The organism is Pasteurella bettyae CCUG 2042, from assembly GCF_000262245.1.
GTDB classification, from domain to species: Bacteria; Pseudomonadota; Gammaproteobacteria; order Enterobacterales; family Pasteurellaceae; genus Basfia; species Basfia bettyae.
Window position 1 is genome coordinate 1 of record NZ_AJSX01000022.1, and the last position, 17,655, is coordinate 17,655.

A 17,655-nucleotide genomic window follows, 5' to 3' on the forward strand; every position below is an offset into this window, starting at 1 on the left:
AAAAGATCTTGATTGATTATAACGTCGCATGTAAAGATTTGCGTTACGATAAATGTTTTCATTATGGATATAATTTTTGAAGCCTTGATAATAAACGCTAAATTTAAAATCCCATTTTTCAGAAGCATGCATAAGTCCTAATTCTAGATTATTAGAACGTTCTTTTTTCAGGTCTTTATTACCATATTCAAAGGAATTGGTGGCTAAATGTTTACCATGATAATAAAGTTCCATTGGCGATGGCATACGTTCATTATGTGAAGCACTTAAAGATAAGCGATAATCTGGATGGAAATCCCACATTAATGTGCCTGAATAAGAAACGGCGTTATCACGATAAGGAGAAAGATCTGGACCATCTTTCTCATCACTTAAATTATATTTACTTTTATCGTATTTAATTGGTATTTCTTGTCTTTCCCAACGCATACCCGTTTCTAAAATAAAATTACGCCAGTTGATTTGTTCCAACGCAAAGAAGCTAAGTTGCTTTTCTGTATTTTCTACTAATGGATGTTGGTCATGTTCATTTCGTTCGCCACTTAAGTTATTAATATCATTAGTGACAATAGAAGCTAAACGAGTTGCTTTACTCTTTTTGGTTTGATATTGCACACCCACTAATCCATTAAAATGCTCGGTAGGCTGATGATAAATTTCTAAACGACTATTAAATCCTTTATTGTAAAAAAAGGCTTCTGGCTTACCTGACATTAACGCCGCAGTATGTAATAAAGCATTTTTATAGGCTTCGGATTCTGTGCCATTTAAATGAGCTTTCCCATCATGTTTCTCATCATGATAATAATCCGCATACGCTAAAGCGACTTTAATACGATCAATCCCCCACATCGGTTGTCGCCATTCCCCACGCAAATCGTAACGCTTAGAATGCATATCAATCACAGGCCCTGGTGCAGAAATATCATGCTTATGTCCATAAACATTGCTGTGGCTATGTTTTTCACCGCTCAATTCCGTACCACAATGGAAATGTAAATTGCCGATCATATCTTCATCACCCATTAAATGAGGATAAGCCAATAAATAAGATTTTACTTTGGTGATATTAAGAAGGTTTGTGGTATCAAATAAATGTCCTGAGCAATAATCAAATTCATGATTATGCCCTGGGATACCATAATGATCACGACGTTCATTATAAGAAACACCTAGATAACCTTTATCACCGACCCAAGACAATCCCACTGTACCAACCTAAGATTTATTATGGCTATCAGGCAAATAATTGAGTTTCTGTCCTAAATCAATTTCAGGAACACGATAATTATCAGCTTTACGTGTCAAACCTTCTACTCGAGCTACGAAATATTCGCCTAAATTCAAAGATACACCCGCATTCAGCACACGTTCTTTACTGGCAGTATCAAAACGAGAAACCACTTCACCTTCATAGTTTTTATCTTTAACAGAGGCAGTAGGAATGCGTCTATCCACAATATTCACCACACCAGCAGGCGATGCCATACCATACATTAACGTAGAAGTACCTCTCACTAATTCCACTTGTTGTGCTAATAATGTATCTGCGGCAACGACATGATCTGGTGACATTGATGACATATCAATAATATCAGAACCATTTTGCAACAATTTGATTCTTACCCCTTCCTGTCCACGAATAATCGGTGCACTGGAGCCGCCACCAAAGGGACTAGAATGCACGCCTAATTCAGCGGCTAAGGCATTCCCAAGGGTAGCTGAACGCTTTTTAAATTTTTTTCCTTCAATAGACACATCACTCGCTTTACGTCCTTGCTGAAAAGCTAATGACTGCACATCATCTGAAGTGGAGGTTGTCACAACCACTTCATCCAACATGTCATTGTTATCTTGAGCCATACTCACCCCAACATAGCAAGCAGAAATCACCGCTAGTGCAAGCAAATGAGGGCGAAAAATGTATTTTGGTTTATACATATTATTTATTTAACCTATTTTTTACTAATTATTTACTAAACCTTAATTTACAAAGAAAAATAAGTTTAAATATAAAAAACAAAAAATCAATAAAAAAATAAAAAATTATTAAAATATACCGATTTTAAACTGTCTTATTTCATTATAAAAAATAATGATTTTTAATTAAGGTCAAAATAATTTCATTCAATGCTTGAGTTTATTGACATTGCAATGTATGGTATCGCCACCATAATTCATTATGATTAATTATTTATAGAGGTTAAGATGAAAATTATTCTGTTAGGCGCACCAGGTGCAGGCAAAGGGACTCAAGCTCAATTTATTATGAATAAGTTTGGTATCCCTCAAATTTCAACAGGAGATATGTTCCGTGCAGCCATCAAAGCAGGTACAGAATTAGGTAAACAAGCAAAAGCATTAATGGATGAAGGTAAATTAGTGCCAGATGAATTAACTGTGGCATTAGTGAAAGATCGCATTGCCAAACCAGATTGTGCAAACGGCTTTTTATTAGATGGCTTCCCTCGTACGATTCCGCAAGCGGATGCATTAAAAGATTCAGGTGTGAGCATTGATTTCGTATTAGAATTTGATGTACCTGATGAAGTTATTGTTGAACGTATGTCAGGTCGTCGTGTTCATCAAGCTTCTGGTCGCTCATATCATATCGTTTATAATCCACCTAAAGTTGAAGGTAAAGATGACGTAACAGGCGAAGATTTAATTATTCGTGCTGATGATAAACCTAAAACGGTTTTAGATCGTTTAGCGGTATATCATAAACAAACTCAACCTTTAGTAGATTATTATCAAGCCGAAGCAAAAGCGGGTAATACGCAATACTTCCGTTTAGATGGAACAAAGAAAGTTGAAGAAGTCAGCCAAGAATTAAGTACTATCTTAGGTTAATTGGAAATCAAATGAAGAAGGCGAATACAATATTCGCCTTTTTTATTCTTTTTAGACCCTAAAGTGCGGTCTAATTTTCAGAAATTTTTTATTGATACGGATTAGCTGATTCCTTAGGATTCAACATTAATATCAAATCCTATTTCACCGCATTTTCAATTTCAGTAATCATCGTATCCATAGATTTTAAACCGCCAAAAGCTAAATACCAGTTAGCTGCATTTAAATAAACAATATGATTATTTTTAGCGGCTTTGGTAGGTTTAATTAAATCATTATTAAGTACAGTTTGGGCATTATTGACTTTATCGGTAATCGCCGCTGTACGGTCAACCACTAATAAATAATCTGGATTTTTTTCAGCAATATATTCAAAGCTCACACTGTTACCATGAGTTGAAGCAGCAAGGTTAGTATCAATAGGCGTGAAACCAAATTTTTGATAAACCATACCATAACGAGATTTATCGCCAAAAGCACTGATTCGACTTTCATTAACAATAGTCACTAAAGCTGTTTTTCCTTGAGTCAATTTTGCGAGTTCTGCTACACGAGTATCTAATTGTGCTAATTTTTCTTTTGCTAATGCCTGTTTATTAAAAATTTGGCTCAATGCAAGAATGTTCGCTTGAAAGCTTGGATAATGGTTAGCATAATCTGTGGTCGAGTAAAAAACTGGGGCGATTTCTTTTAATCGGTCTAACACTTTTTCTTGGCGACCTGAAGCAATGATTAAATCAGGATGAACTTCATTAATTTTCTCAAAAGCTGGTTCAGGTAAGGTTCCTACATTGGCATATTTACTATCATCTGCAAATTCGGCAAGATAGTCTGGCATACGTCCTTTTGAGCTAGCTACAATAGCATCTTTTACGCCTAACTCACGTAATGTATCAAGAGTACCGAAATCTAAGACTACAACTCGTTTTGGATTTTCTGGTACCACTTGTTTACCTGCAAAGTTTTCAACCGTAATATCAGCGGCATTGGCAGTTGCCACACCGAATGCTGCAATAAAACCTGCGGCTAATGTAGTGAATGTTTTTTTCATTGTGTTTTCCTCTATAAATAAAATTTGGGGATTGGGTGAATCGAGTTCATCCCACCTATTTAAAGTAGATAGCAATTTTATTATCGTTAATTTCTTCAATTGGAATATGCATACCATAGATTTCTTGCAATACGGAGGTTTGCATAATGTGTTCAATACAGCCTTGTTGTACTAATTTACCCTCTTTCATAGCAATAATGTAATCAGAATAACAAGAAGCAAAATTAATATCATGAATCACAATTACAACGGTTTTATTCAATTCCGTAACTAATTGACGTAACACTTGCATAATTTGTACAGAATGTTTCATATCTAAATTATTCAGTGGTTCATCGAGTAAGATGTAATCCGTATCTTGAGCTAAAGTCATAGCAATATAGGCACGTTGACGTTGCCCACCACTTAGCTCATCAATATATCGATAACGAAATTCCTCTAGGTTCATATAACCAATGGCATTATCAATAAAAGTGCGGTCATTTTCTGTTAAATTTCCTTTGGAATAAGGAAAACGCCCAAACGACACTAAATCTTCAACTGTCAAACGTAAATTAATATGATTAGACTGTTTTAAAATAGCCAATTGTTTAGCAATATCCGAACTTTTTTGTTCATGAAGTAATTTACCATTAAGATATACTTCTCCACTATCTGCAACCAATAAACGGCTAATAATGGATAATAAAGTACTTTTACCCGCACCATTAGGGCCGATAAATGAGGTAATTTTACCTTCTGGAATAATCACTGAAACTGAATCTACAACCTTTTTGGAGCCATAGCTTTTATTAATATTTTTAATTTCTATTGCCATTTTTTATTTGCTCTCAACAGTAAGTAAATGAAATATACTCCACCCACAAAATTTACAATAATGCTCAATGTTGTATTAAAGCTAAACACTTGTGATACCAACACTTGTCCTATGATTAAAGTTAACACAGAAATCAGCATGGCAGCTGGAATCAATATCAAGTGGCGATAACTATGAATAAATTCAAATGTCACATTCATCACTAATAGCCCAAGGAAAGTTAATGGCCCTACAAGCGCGGTGGAAACTGAAGTTAAAATAGCCACAATAACTAACAATTGTCGGATCATACTTTGATAAGGAATGCCTAAATTAATCGCTTGATCTCGCCCTAAAGCTAGCACATCAAAATAGCGCATATAACGTAAACTATAAAAAATCACAATAAGCAATACCGCTAAAGCTAACCATAAAATATTAATATTAATTCGGTTAAAACTAGCAAAGCCAATATCCTGTGCAATTTGGAATTCGTTAGGATCAATCAACACTTCCATAAAGGTGGTGAGGCTTTGAAAGAAAGTGCCAAAGATAATCCCGACTAATAATAAAAAGAAAATATTTTGTTGTTCACGTTTGAATAAGGCGTAATACAAGCCTAATGCAAACAGCACCATTAATCCTGTACAAATGACAAATAAAATAATCGGATCAATTGACTGCAAAGTCTTCGAGCCAAATAAAAAAATAATTAAGGTTTGAATTAACAAATACAAAGAATCTAACCCTAAAATACTGGGAGTCAAAATACGATTATTCACCACCGTCTGAAAAATCATAGTTGCCAAGGCAATGGCAGCACCTGTCACTATAATTGCAACCAAACTCAATGAACGATGATGTAATGCATATTCCCAACGATTAGGCAAGTGATAAAACAAATACATAGCAATCGCTACTAATGTCAACAAGCCAAGTACCAATAGCTGACGTGCACTTTTATTCTGCGGTTGATTATTTTTAATTTTAAACATGACGATACCGCTTAAATAACAAATATAAGAAAATTGCACTACCAAATACCCCAACGACAGCATTGATAGCAATTTCATAAGGGAAAATCACTGTTCTACCTAAAATATCACAAGCTAACACAAATACAGCCCCTAAAAGTGCGGTATGAGAAAGAATTTTTTTCAAATTATCCCCTAAATAAAGGGCCACTAAATTAGGAATAATTAATCCTAAAAAAGGAATCACGCCGACAGAGACAATAATAATGGAAGTCACAGTGGCAACAATGGCTAAACCCAAATAGAGAACTTGTTGATAATTTAAGCCTAAATTAATCGCAAAATCTTGTCCCATACCAATAATCGAGAATCGGTTAGCAAACATATAGGCAACAATTAATGCTGGAATACTGAAATACAAAATCTCATAACGACCTGACATAATCAACGAGAAATCCCCTTGTAGCCAGCCTGCAAGATTTTGTAGAAGATCTTGTTGATGGGCAATAAATGCGGTTATGGAACTAATAATGTTACCAAACATAATCCCGACTAAAGGCACAAAGATAGTATCTTTAAATTTGAGGCGAGATAAAATACTCATAAACAGTAATGTGCCAAGGAAAGCCACCATAATGGCTATACTGGTTTTAAGCAGCATTGAAGCGGAAGGAAACAGCAACATCGCAATTAAAATGCCAAGTCTTGCACTATCCATTGTTCCTGCGGTGGTTGGTGATACAAATCGATTGCGACTCAATTGTTGCATCACTAAACCGCAAATACTCAAGGCGGAACCAGCGATTAAAATACTCACTAAGCGTGGTACTCGGCTAATCAAAAAGACTTGCCATTGTTCCATATTAAATTGCAGTAAACCTTGCAAATTTACTGTACTTACACCGAGAAACAAAGACAAAAGAGATAAAATCAGTAGTAATAAAACTAAATATCGACGACGAATCATATTTTATAATGATAATTATTTTTAACGTTATATTAGCATGTCAATTTTTTCCTGCAAGCCATAAAATAAAAAAGAGTTGATCCAATAAGATCAACTCTTTTATTTTTATTTATGTCTTAAATACATTTTACTGTATCAGGACATCATTACCATTGGTAACCTACACCAACAGAGCCACCGACGTCACCACGAGAGTTGGTATTACCTTGAAGTTTCAAGACAAGTTTACCATTATCGCTAGCACGTGAATAACCTACTGCTAATGCGCTTTCACCACGGTATGCACCTGCTGAAGCGGCTACCATAGATTTACCAGGCATATAAGCTTGTGGTAAGCCAGCAGCCGCATTGGCACCTGCAACACCAGCACGTAATTGTTTATCCACTTTATTCACGTGGTTATGAACATCAGCTAAGCCACTACGTAATTGGCTAACATTAACAGCGTCATGATCTTCAACACCATTCGCTACATGTTTAATTTGGCTACCGTTCACGCTAACTGCGTTGATAGTTTTACCATTAGCATCTTTACCCGCGACAGAACTAATTGTTGTGCTTTGAGCGCCATTGTTAATAGTCATACTACCACCATTGATGGTTGTAGATTTATTACCTTGTTTAAATTCAGCACTTTCTAAGTTTTTGAGTTTCTTAGCAAGTTGAACTTCAAGTTTTCCTTTACCATCAGCTTTCACATTCACGTTACCAGCTGCACTTTCAAATTTTTCTGAAGCTGCTTTATCCACACCTTCACCTGCGATGGTGACTGTTGAATTAAGTTTTTGTTTATTCACAACTTCATTATTGCCTTTGAAGTTTAAGCCATCATTTAATGTTGCGATTTCTTCTTTTTCGCCGTTTGGTTTCACGTATTCAATACGGGTTTTGCTTTCACCGTTTTTACCATCGTTACCATCAAGTCCTTTCGTACCATTTTTCACGCTGATATTCGCTGAAGCACCATCTTTGCCGTCTGCTCCTTTAGGACCAGTTAAACCGATAGAACCATCCTTACCATTAATTGCAACAGATGAACCATCTTTGCCATCGACACCGATATAACCATCTTTGCCTGGTTTACCATCTTTACCTTTTTCTCCAACAGTCACAGAATCAGCTTTGATATTTTTATCTAAACCAACCACTAATTTACCATCTTCAACGAAAGTTTTGATGTTAGATGCATCATATTCGCTATTAGCTTTAGTACCTTTACCAACGATATCCACTTGATCACCAAGATTTTTCTTAATTGCATTGCCATCAGTATCTTTCACACCAAATGCATCAGTTTTTAAGGTCTTGATTTCATTATTAACAATATCACCAGCTAAGTATTTCACATCACCAATATTAGCACCGTTAGTATCTTTGTTATAGACACGTGTACCATTTTGTTTGATTTCAGTAGCACCAGAGGCTTGATTAATAATTTGTTTATTACCATTATCTAAACCATTTTTGGTGACACTTACATCACCCATATGAACACCTTTACCGTCTATAATGGTTTTATCACCCTCTTTAGAAGTATAGGTTGTGCTACCTGCGGTAATTTCAGTCTTAGAACCATCCACATTCACAATCGTGTTACCTGCTGCATTCATAGTATTTTTATTACCATTGCCATCAACAGTTTCCACGCTGGTCATATTTTTCAAGTCTTTATTAAGATCATGTTTAACCTTACCATCTGCACCAACAGATGCCTTGATATTGTCATTATCACCATTAGTAAAGTTTAAACCGTCTTTTAATTTAACAGACTGATCGTTTCCACCATTCGCTTTATATGTTAATTTCGCATTTGCAACAATTGACTCACCATCGACTTTAATATCATAGGTGTTTGTTGTTTTATTATGGTCAACTAAAATTGAACTATCACTAGATGTAACTTTAGTACGTCCTTCATCAACATATTTTTTATTAGTTACAGAGTTAGGCTTATTATCAACATTGGTTACATACATATTTTTAGCGGTAATTTTATCACCTTCAATATGTGTGTCGCCCACTTTGATATCACCAGATTTGATAATAGTATCACCAATAGTCACGCTACCATCTTTACCTAATTTTAAATCTTTAGCTAAACGAACTTTTAAGTTGTTTGTGCCATCAGATACCACACCTAAATTATCTTCTTTCGTTAATTTAGTTTCATCTGACACACCACCAATAACATTAACTTGTTCGTTAAGTTTTTTCTTGATTTCTTTACCCGTTGCAGATTTACCATTAGTTAAGTTCGCAGCTTCAGCATCACCACCGTAGATTTGACCATCATCCATAGTAGCAACTTCATGAGTTACATGGTTATGGTCTTCATATACGATGCGGTCCATGCCGTTTTTACCATTATTGCCATCGGTACCGTCAACACCGTTTTTGCCATTTCTTACAGAAATATCTGCTGAACTGCCATCAACTCCGTCTTTACCATTACCACCTGTTAAACCGATATGACCAACACCATCTTTACCATTGATAGAAACTGCGTTAGTACCATCCTTACCATCTTTACCATATACGATGATGCCATCTTTACCATCAATACCTACGCCAGATTTACCATCTGAACCGTTGACACCGATTGTACCGTTTTTGCCATCTTTGCCGATTTGAATATCATTGCCTAATGCAATATCGTAAGTACGTACATTGTTAGAAGAATCTAACTCACCACCTGTTAAGGTAATATTAGAATCAGATGTAGTTACTTTAGTATCATATGCATTCACAGTGTAATCATGATTTAATGAACCATCGGCATTCTTACCTTGATCAACAGTTGCATTAGTACCAGCATCATCAGTTTTCACTTTCACCGCAGTGCCTTCAATACCTTTGAAATTCACAGTATTGTTATTCACCACTTTACCAACGTTTTTAATATCGTTTTCAGATTCATCATAACCAATATTCCAACCCATATTATCAGCATATTGTTTATTAACTACGCTAGTATTGGTGGTTGGTGCGTTAGTAACATACATGTTATTGGCATTGATAGTGTCGCCATTAATTGTTGTAGCCGTTACACTGTTAAGATTTTTAAGGTCTTTATTTAATTTAACAGTTAATGTATCTGTACCGTCTGCAACAACTGCAATATTACCAGTTGCACTTTCAAATTCAGTGCCGTCAGCTTTGTATACTTTCGTTTTGTCAGCTCCTGCTTGAGTACCTTCACCTTGTACTTTGACAGTAGTGTTCAATTTATGAACATTTTCTGTCGCTGTATTGTTACCGGTGAATTTCAAGCCATCGTCCATAGTAGCAACTTCATGAGTGACATGGTTGTGATCTTCGTATACGATGCGATCCATGCCGTTTGTACCATTCTTACCATCAGTACCATCAACGCCATTAGATCCATTCTTAACATGCATATCAGCAGATGCGCCATCTTTACCATTGATACCAATGTGACCATCTACACCATCTTGACCATCAGCACCAGTAGCTGTAATCGTTACGCCATCTTTACCATTAGCACCTTTAACACCAACAGAACCATCTTTACCGTCTTTACCACCAACATTTACATTGTTAGCTAAACCGTAAGTTACAGTAGAGCCATTAGCTTCATCAGTTACTGTCGTTGTTAAGTTTCCATCGTTTGTAAATTTAACAGTTTCAGAATCTGTAATATTAGATTTTACAGTTTCATCTTTATTGGCTACATTAAAGGAACTCATAGAACCTAATTTAGATAAATCAGTGCTTACTGTATAAACAGTATGACCATCAGTAGCAGTAGATGTATCAACTTTTACATTGTTACCAGCTTTAACTTCTGTTTTTGCTGCTTTTAATTGGCTTACATTAACCGCATCATTATTATCTACCCCATTGGTTACGTTAGTGATTTTTGCACCACCTACGTTAACAGTATTGGTAGTATCACCTAATGTGATAGTTGTATTACCATTAGAAATAGAAGTAATACTGGTTAATGCAGAATTAAGACTTGCTTTAACCACACCATCAGCTAATGTTTCCATTGTAATATTTGTAGTATTTACAAAATCTAAACCTTTTTTAAGTTTAACAGTTTTATCTGCACCACCATTATCTTTATAGGTAAGATCTGTATTTTCAGCTACTTTGTTATAGTCTACTTTAATATCGTAGTTATTGATTTTTTCATCTGTATTGTTATCTACAACAGAAATACTTTCATCAGAAGAAGTTACGGTTGTACGGCCATCATCAACATATTTCTTAGTTGTTGCATCCGTCTCATTAGTAACATCGCCATTAATAGTCACATTATTAGTAGTAATATGATTACCGTCGATAGTTGTAGTGCCACCATTGTTAGTCACATTGACTACTTTACTATTTACAGTATCACCATTCACTGTAGTTGCATTCACTGTGGTAAAGGTGACATCTTTTTTGGTTGCAATAGATAAACCATTGTCGCTTTGAGTTAAAGCAATGTTATCGCCTGCATCATAATTAAAAGTTTCATCTAATTTAAGATTATCTGTGGTAATCCCTTTATTTTCACCAGTAGATGCAGAAGATGTAATAGTTAATCCTTTTTCAACTGTATCCACCGCTTTTTTAGTTTTATCAGAAGCAGTAACAGTGATTGTATTTTCTGCTGCACTGGTATCAATATAATCATCACCAGTCACATTCACTGTAGATCCTAGTTTTTGAACATTGGTTGAACCTGTTTCGCCAGCAAATGTTAAGCCTTTTTCCTCAACAGTTGTCACAGCATCTTTCACTTTATTGCTGACATCAACTTTAACCGTATTAGAATCTTCATCTGCGGTAGTTGTAACATAGTCAGAACCTTTCACAACCCCAAATGTTGTAGTATCTTTATCCACAGTTAAAGAACCACTATCACCAGTTACAGTAAATTTAGATCAGGCATTATCAATTTTAGTTTTGGTTTCATCATTTAAATCGTAAGAAACATCAATACCTGTTGTACTACCATCTGAAGCTGTTTTAGTTGTAGTTGTTGCCGTTGTACGGGTACCATCAACAAAGTTAACTGTATCAGAGTCTTGGATATTAGCTTTCTTAGCTGCATCTTCTGAGCCATTGCTTGTAGCGTTAAAGCCACTCATACTGCCTAATTTACTTAAGTCTGTACTTACAGTGTAAATAGATTCACCATTTTCACCTTTGGTTTCTTCAACCTTAACATTTTGACCTTGTTTAACAACAGTTTTAGCTGCTTTGACAGTTTCATTATTCGTAATGAAAGTATTCAAATTTGTTTCATCAACACTGTATTTTACGCCATCTGTATTGGTTTCAGATTTAATGATGTTACCATCACCAACAAATTTAACCGTTGGTACATTGTCTTTTGTTAACGTTACATCTTTTTGATCACCAGATTCAGCTGTTACACCAAATTTTGCACTGATATTTGTTACAGGAGTATTAGTTGCATTGTTGATATTGTTAATAACATTTTCAGTATTCACTGTGTAAGTTACTGTTTTATCAGTTAATGCCACATCCATGTTATTATTACCAGATTTAAATTCTACAGTTGGTTCTGTTTCGCCACCTAACGCAACATTAGTAGTTGTCTCGCCTGCTTTTACATTGAAACCTTTTTGTAATTTACTAATATTATTTGCATTGTTAGTAATATTGGTTGTGTTATTAGTAATTGTTTGTTTCGTTTTATCGTTTAAATCAACAGAATAATCCGTAGTGATTGCACCTGTTGAATCAGCTGCACCTGGAGTACCAATTACAGTCACACCAAAACCATCAGAACCCGCGGTCTTAGCAGAAACAGTTGTTGAAGAAGTGCCTGAACCGGTTTTGTCAACAGATAAATTGAAACCTTTATTCACTTCTTCAACTACAGCATATAATTGGCTACCATTGATTGCATCGGTTGAAGTATTAGAAATTAAACCTGGAGCTACATTTTGAATACGACGGGTTTCAACGCTAGAACCTGCCGTGCCCACAGAAACTACGCCTACGTTACTTGCACCACCAGCAAAGTTATGGCTATAACCATTCACCATACCAGAGGTATAATCTGTAGATAACCCTTCTGTAGAAGTACCTTTCTCAGTATAACCAGATTTATCTCCTAAAATCACAGAACGAGCCGCAGTAGATGTTACATTGTTACCTAATACAAAAGTATTTTCAGTGCTAACTGTATTGCTATTACCAATTACCATTGAGTTGCTACCTGTCACAGTATTGGAATTACCGATAACACGAATAGCATCACCAGAAGTGACTTTATTGTTATTACCAAAGATACCAGAATTAGTGGCTGCAAATGCCGTGCCTGCATCTTCAGTACCATTGTCATTACCTAAAGAAAAAGATCCCTCACCGGTTATGTCGGTTGGGTCACCGATAGCAACGGCTTTATTAGCTGTGACTTTATTTTTAGTACCAATAGAAATTGAATTTGTACCTGTTGCAATAGCTTGATCACCAATCGCAATTGACGCTTCTCCACTTGCTGTCGCAGATGCTGTGGTACTATCGTCATCACCACCAATCGCAATAGCGTTTTTAGCTGTAGCTTTCGCAGCGTAACCAATTGCTGTAGCTCCCGCACCTGTAGCTTGAGAGCTTACCCCAGCGGCAAAGGCATTAGCCGCAGAAGACGCAGAATAAGAACCGATAGCGGCAGTATTCACCGCTGTAGCTTGTGCACTGGTACCAATAGCAATAGTGTCCGCTTTAGCTGCATTAGATGTACTACCAATAGCAACCGCTTGTTTTTCAAGAGCATTAGCACTTTGACCAAATGCCATAGCATAATCACCCTTTGCATCAGCTTTTGTACCCAATGCCATGGTACCTAAGCTCTCAGCTTTTGCTTCAGAACCCAAGGCAATTGCGTTTTTACCCAATGCAGCTGAAGAGTTACCACCTGCAATACTATTAGAGCCACCTGAATAGGCACCAAAACCTAAAGCAAGAGATTCAAATCCTTTAGCATTAGATGCAACCCCAAGAGCAGAGGCGTAATGCCCAGAAGCATCTGCATTAGCACCAATTGCAACAGTATTATAGCCACTTGCATTGCTATAAGAACCTAATGCCATACCATCCGTACCACTAACTGTTGCATGTGCCCCCATCGCAATAGAGTTATCACGACGAGCCTTTGCATAGTGACCGATAGAAATCGCATCTGCACCTTGTTCACCAGTTTTTGTCGTTTCTTTACCAGTATCAATATCTACACTATCTATATAAGTAATAGATTTATTACTAATTTTACCTGTCGTTGTATTTTGCACAGTTGTACCTGCGGTAGCACCACCACCAAAGGCTATCGAGCGTTCACCTAAAGCTTGGGCGGACTCAAAGGGTTGATATAGCCCAGCAGATGAGGTTGTAGAATAAGCACTTATATTGGCAGAACCGATAGCAATAGATTGAGCTCCTAAAGCTGTTGCAGACTGACCAATTGCATTAGAAGAATTCCCAATACTGTTTGCCATTGAACCAAAAGATTGAGCATAAGTACCAATAGCTGCTGATTGACGACCTACCGCAGTAGATCCATTACCTTGAGCTAAAGAGCCTGCTCCTAATGCTGTCGCAGCAGCCCCTTTAGCTACAGAATATGTACCAATGGCTGTAGTAAGACCCGCATTATCACCATTGTTATTAGGTCCTCCAATCGCATAAGCATAAGCATAATCACCAATTGAAACGGAACCATTAGTAGCAATGCTTTCATTACCAATTGCAACAGAAGCAGCTCCATGACCAACTGTATTATTAGATGCACGAACTACATAATCTGAATTAGGTAGCGAAAAAGTTAAATCAACGCCACTACCGCTAAGAGTATCACTATACTCTATTGTGTTTTTTCCTGCCGCTCCATAATATCTCGTATAAGAGACATTGGTGTTATCTTCGTAGTTAGTCCCTGCATAATATGCACTGTAAGGATTACCATAGTTATATGCATTAGTATAGGTATTGCTAGCAGTATATGTACTGTCTGTAACCTGTCTAGTATATCCATCTGTATCTAGTACTGTACGGTATGTGCGACTACCAAGAATAACATCTGATTTAGCTGGTGCTAAATAAACATAACGACCATTCTCTGATGTATAAATATAGCGCTCTGTATCAAGAGTATCATTATTAATTGATGTTCCTCCATTTAGACCACTATAAGCAAAAGCCGAAGGCACGGCTAATAAGGCACTTACACATAAGGCTGAGGCTGAAACTGCGGTTAATTTTGCAGAAATTTTTCTTGTTTGACGGGATTTAACATGCCCCTTAGCAAATTCAGAAACCGCAATAAACGTTTGCGTAGCATGATTGTAGATGACCTTGTAAAATGATTCATAATTTGACCTATTTGAATAAATTGATTACATGTATCAAAGTAAATGTCGTTTAACCACTAAACTACTATGTAGCATAAAACACAATACCTATACTTTAATGAGCCGTGCAATTATATATAAAATAGGCAATCTTTCTTGTTAATTTACATAATTTTACTTAAAAAATAAGAATTTACTCTTTTTGTTAATTATTAAGAAAATATTAAACAAAATATATAGTTGATTATTAACTACAGGTAAATAATAAAACAAAAAATAAGCAAATTATGTTTACAATGCATGCTAATGTAAATTTTTTGTATCAAAAACACCTCAAAAAACCGCATAAAATACGAATTCTAAAAATAAAGCTAATTGGATTAAATAGTTATAGAAATAATATGAAGAAGGATTAAAGAAAAGATATATGTTGATGATAGCTAGCTGAAAAGAAAATGATTCATTCACGCATCAATAATTAAATGATAATATTATTCAACTATATGATGTTAAGAATAAGGACATTTCTGATATTTATCAATCAGGCGTATCTATCGCTCAAGCTAATGCACAAGCTAACGCACAAGTTAATGCACAAGCAACAAAACATATAAAATTTATTATTAGAGATGAAGAAGGACGAATTATAGGTCAGTTAGGTAAAATTATTGACAGTATAGATCAGTTAGAACAACGTTATCAAAAAGAGCTTCGTTCAAAAGTTTCTGAACATTTTTATAACTTAAAGAAAAAAAAGTCAGAACAAGTTAAAAAATTATTGCTCCTATTTTGTGATGAACAATATGTATCAAAAGTTGCTTTAGCTGATTTATTAGGAATGTCAGTATCTGCCTTAGGTCGACATATTTCAGCATTAGTTGATGAGGGTGTTCTCCTTCCCGCATTTCCTCAGCAAGCGACACATAAAGATCAGGCATATATAGCAAAATTGAAATAAATTTTACATCGCCTCAAAATTCCATTAGCGGTTCATAATGCGACTACAACAATTATATTCTCAATTGTTGTTCTGCGGACTTGGCTTTGATTAGGAATTGACGGCGTTCGCTATCTCGCATTTCACTGCTTGAACCTGGTAATTTCACAGTGAGAGGGTTAACAGGGCGTCCGTTAATGTGGAATTCATAATGTAAATGCGCACCCGTGGAAATACCTGTATTACCTGATAACGCAATACGTTCCCCACGTTTGATATTTTGCCCTGCTTTAACTAGGGCTTTGCTTAAATGCATGTACACGGTTTGATATTCACGCCCATGTCGCATAACAATATAACGCCCTGCACCACCTGGTTGATAAGCAATTTTCTCAATTACTCCATCTGCTGGTGCGATCACTGGGGTTCCAGCAGAAACACTAAAATCAACGCCTTTATGTGGGCGAATGCGCCCTGTCACGGGGTGACGGCGATTAGGGTTAAATGGTGAAGAAACCCTTGCTTGACGTTGTAATGGATAACGAGCGAAGCCTTTACCTAAGGTTTCCCCTTGTCGATTATAATAACGACCATTATCCGCTTGTACAGCATAATAGCTTTTGCCTTCACTGATAATATGAATGGCTTCTACATTACCTTGTCCAGTTAATTGTCCGCCTAGATATTCTCGGCTCACTAACAAGCTAAATTTATCGCCTTTTTTCAATTTATTCATACTAAACTGCCATTGAAGTGCGGTATTTAATTGGCTAATTTGCCGCCCGTCCAAACCTAAGGCACGTAACCCTGCGATAAAAGAAGTGGTGACTTGACCTTTTAACACTTCTTTTTTCCAAATACTTTTCTTTTCTATAACTTGGCGAGAGAATTTTCCATCTTCTAATCGTTCATAAATGCGTTCTTCTTTTTCAGAAACCAACCAGTTTAAATATTCTAACTCACCATCCTGATCGAGAATCCAATACATTTGTTGACCAGCATTTAAGTTTTTTAATTCAGGATAAGCTTTAATTAGATTCACACTGGTATCAGCCTCTAAACCAGAAAGTTCGAGCACATCTTTTAATTTATCGCCTCTCACAATAGTATGGCTAAATTGATCAGAAATGCGTTTGGCTTGTTCTGCTGCATCGAGCAGATCATTTAAGGCATTTTGGGCATTGTCAGGCAGAGATTCATAAACCTCGTCGGAATCAATTTTGATTTCATCAACCTCTTGATCTTCGCCTGATAAATCATCGTCATAAGAAGTTGTACTATTCACTTCAGATAAATTTTTTGAATTTTCTACCGCACTTTCCTTGCTTACAAGTGTAGCACTGGAGGCACTTTGATTAGCAGTTGAATCTGCGGAAAGATTATTCGGCGTCAATTTCTCAAATTGTTGATTTTGGTTTGCTACATCATAAACATTTTTTTCTTCTACACTTTCTTTTAAGCTAAGCAAAATCCCCGCCATAATCGACAAAATAGCCATAAAAAAAATCGCAGCTTTAATCCGTGATTTGCGTTTACGTCTATCTCTTGCTAATTTTACGTGCTGATGCCCCACTCAGTGTGTCCCTTATAATATCAATGCAGATGCTAAATAATGATTCTTTTATGACATAGAAAAAATTAAAGGGTTCATTATACACAATAAAAAAATTTTTATGGGAATAATTTCCATTATTAGACAGATTTTTGCCTTTATTTTCTTGAGAACTTCAATAAAATGAGCTATCGT

The 17,655-nt window shown here is 36.0% G+C and carries 11 protein-coding genes and 1 pseudogene; 2 read left to right on the top strand and 10 right to left on the bottom strand.

All coding sequences use genetic code 11. The annotated features are described in order from the left end of the window. Positions 1 to 1,209 (bottom strand): TonB-dependent receptor domain-containing protein (locus HMPREF1052_RS11485; RefSeq protein WP_005760088.1); only part of this gene is annotated, 1,209 nt, incomplete at its 3' end. 9 nt (positions 1,210 to 1,218) lie between these two features. Beyond that, positions 1,219 to 1,941: a TonB-dependent receptor plug domain-containing protein gene (locus HMPREF1052_RS11490; RefSeq protein WP_005760109.1), complete on the bottom strand. Its 723-nt coding sequence runs from the start codon at positions 1,939 to 1,941 to the stop codon at positions 1,219 to 1,221. Positions 1,942 to 2,208: 267 nt separating this feature from the next. Between HMPREF1052_RS11490 and adk the strand changes: the two genes are divergently transcribed. Continuing rightward, on the top strand, positions 2,209 to 2,853 hold the full coding sequence (adk, locus tag HMPREF1052_RS04185) for an adenylate kinase (RefSeq protein ID WP_005760097.1): 645 nt from the start codon (positions 2,209 to 2,211) through the stop codon (positions 2,851 to 2,853). Positions 2,854 to 2,992: 139 nt separating this feature from the next. Here the strand turns inward: adk and HMPREF1052_RS04190 are convergent, their stop codons facing one another. The 7 genes and pseudogenes from HMPREF1052_RS04190 to HMPREF1052_RS11645 all read right to left on the bottom strand — a co-directional run. After that, a complete protein-coding gene (locus HMPREF1052_RS04190; RefSeq protein WP_005759995.1) occupies positions 2,993 to 3,904 on the bottom strand; it encodes a siderophore ABC transporter substrate-binding protein in 912 nt (303 codons plus the stop codon). A gap of 55 nt (positions 3,905 to 3,959) precedes the next feature. After that, positions 3,960 to 4,721: an iron ABC transporter ATP-binding protein gene (locus HMPREF1052_RS04195; RefSeq protein ID WP_005760163.1), complete on the bottom strand. Its 762-nt coding sequence runs from the start codon at positions 4,719 to 4,721 to the stop codon at positions 3,960 to 3,962. Continuing rightward, on the bottom strand, positions 4,712 to 5,695 hold the full coding sequence (locus HMPREF1052_RS04200; protein WP_005760162.1) for an iron chelate uptake ABC transporter family permease subunit: 984 nt from the start codon (positions 5,693 to 5,695) through the stop codon (positions 4,712 to 4,714). The genes HMPREF1052_RS04195 and HMPREF1052_RS04200 overlap by 10 nt, the downstream gene beginning before the upstream one ends. Then, positions 5,688 to 6,641, bottom strand: a complete 954-nt coding sequence (locus tag HMPREF1052_RS04205; protein WP_005760003.1) for an ABC transporter permease — start codon at positions 6,639 to 6,641, stop codon at positions 5,688 to 5,690. Before HMPREF1052_RS04205 ends, HMPREF1052_RS04200 begins: the two co-directional genes overlap by 8 nt. 146 nt (positions 6,642 to 6,787) lie before the next feature. Then, positions 6,788 to 11,497 (bottom strand): collagen-binding protein, encoded by a 4,710-nt coding sequence (locus HMPREF1052_RS04210; protein ID WP_005760081.1) that lies wholly within the window; start codon positions 11,495 to 11,497, stop codon positions 6,788 to 6,790. A 39-nt stretch (positions 11,498 to 11,536) separates the two neighbouring features. Continuing rightward, positions 11,537 to 14,830, bottom strand: coding sequence for a hemagglutinin (locus HMPREF1052_RS04215; protein ID WP_005760040.1), 3,294 nt, complete (start codon positions 14,828 to 14,830; stop codon positions 11,537 to 11,539). 33 nt (positions 14,831 to 14,863) lie between these two features. Continuing rightward, positions 14,864 to 15,013, bottom strand: a pseudogene (locus HMPREF1052_RS11645) (ESPR domain-containing protein); the annotation flags it as partial. Between the two features lie 634 nt (positions 15,014 to 15,647). Here HMPREF1052_RS11645 and HMPREF1052_RS11580 point away from each other — a divergent pair. Continuing rightward, entirely contained in the window at positions 15,648 to 15,929 is a 282-nt protein-coding gene (locus HMPREF1052_RS11580) for a winged helix-turn-helix transcriptional regulator (RefSeq protein WP_256593618.1), read from the top strand. 52 nt (positions 15,930 to 15,981) lie between these two features. On the opposite strand, the gene mepM is transcribed toward HMPREF1052_RS11580, so the two are convergent. Beyond that, on the bottom strand, positions 15,982 to 17,481 hold the full coding sequence (mepM, locus tag HMPREF1052_RS04225) for a murein DD-endopeptidase MepM (protein WP_005760005.1): 1,500 nt from the start codon (positions 17,479 to 17,481) through the stop codon (positions 15,982 to 15,984). Positions 17,482 to 17,655: the final 174 nt, after the last annotated feature.

What these genes read in the sequence shown, in the direction of transcription:
- HMPREF1052_RS11490 (WP_005760109.1), bottom strand. Translation starts at nt 1,941, where the DNA reads ATGTATAAACCAAAATACATTTTTCGCCCTCATTTGCTTGCACTAGCG.
- adk (WP_005760097.1), top strand. Translation starts at nt 2,209, where the DNA reads ATGAAAATTATTCTGTTAGGCGCACCAGGTGCAGGCAAAGGGACTCAA.
- HMPREF1052_RS04190 (WP_005759995.1), bottom strand. Translation starts at nt 3,904, where the DNA reads ATGAAAAAAACATTCACTACATTAGCCGCAGGTTTTATTGCAGCATTC.
- HMPREF1052_RS04195 (WP_005760163.1), bottom strand. Translation starts at nt 4,721, where the DNA reads ATGGCAATAGAAATTAAAAATATTAATAAAAGCTATGGCTCCAAAAAG.
- HMPREF1052_RS04200 (WP_005760162.1), bottom strand. Translation starts at nt 5,695, where the DNA reads ATGTTTAAAATTAAAAATAATCAACCGCAGAATAAAAGTGCACGTCAG.
- HMPREF1052_RS04205 (WP_005760003.1), bottom strand. Translation starts at nt 6,641, where the DNA reads ATGATTCGTCGTCGATATTTAGTTTTATTACTACTGATTTTATCTCTT.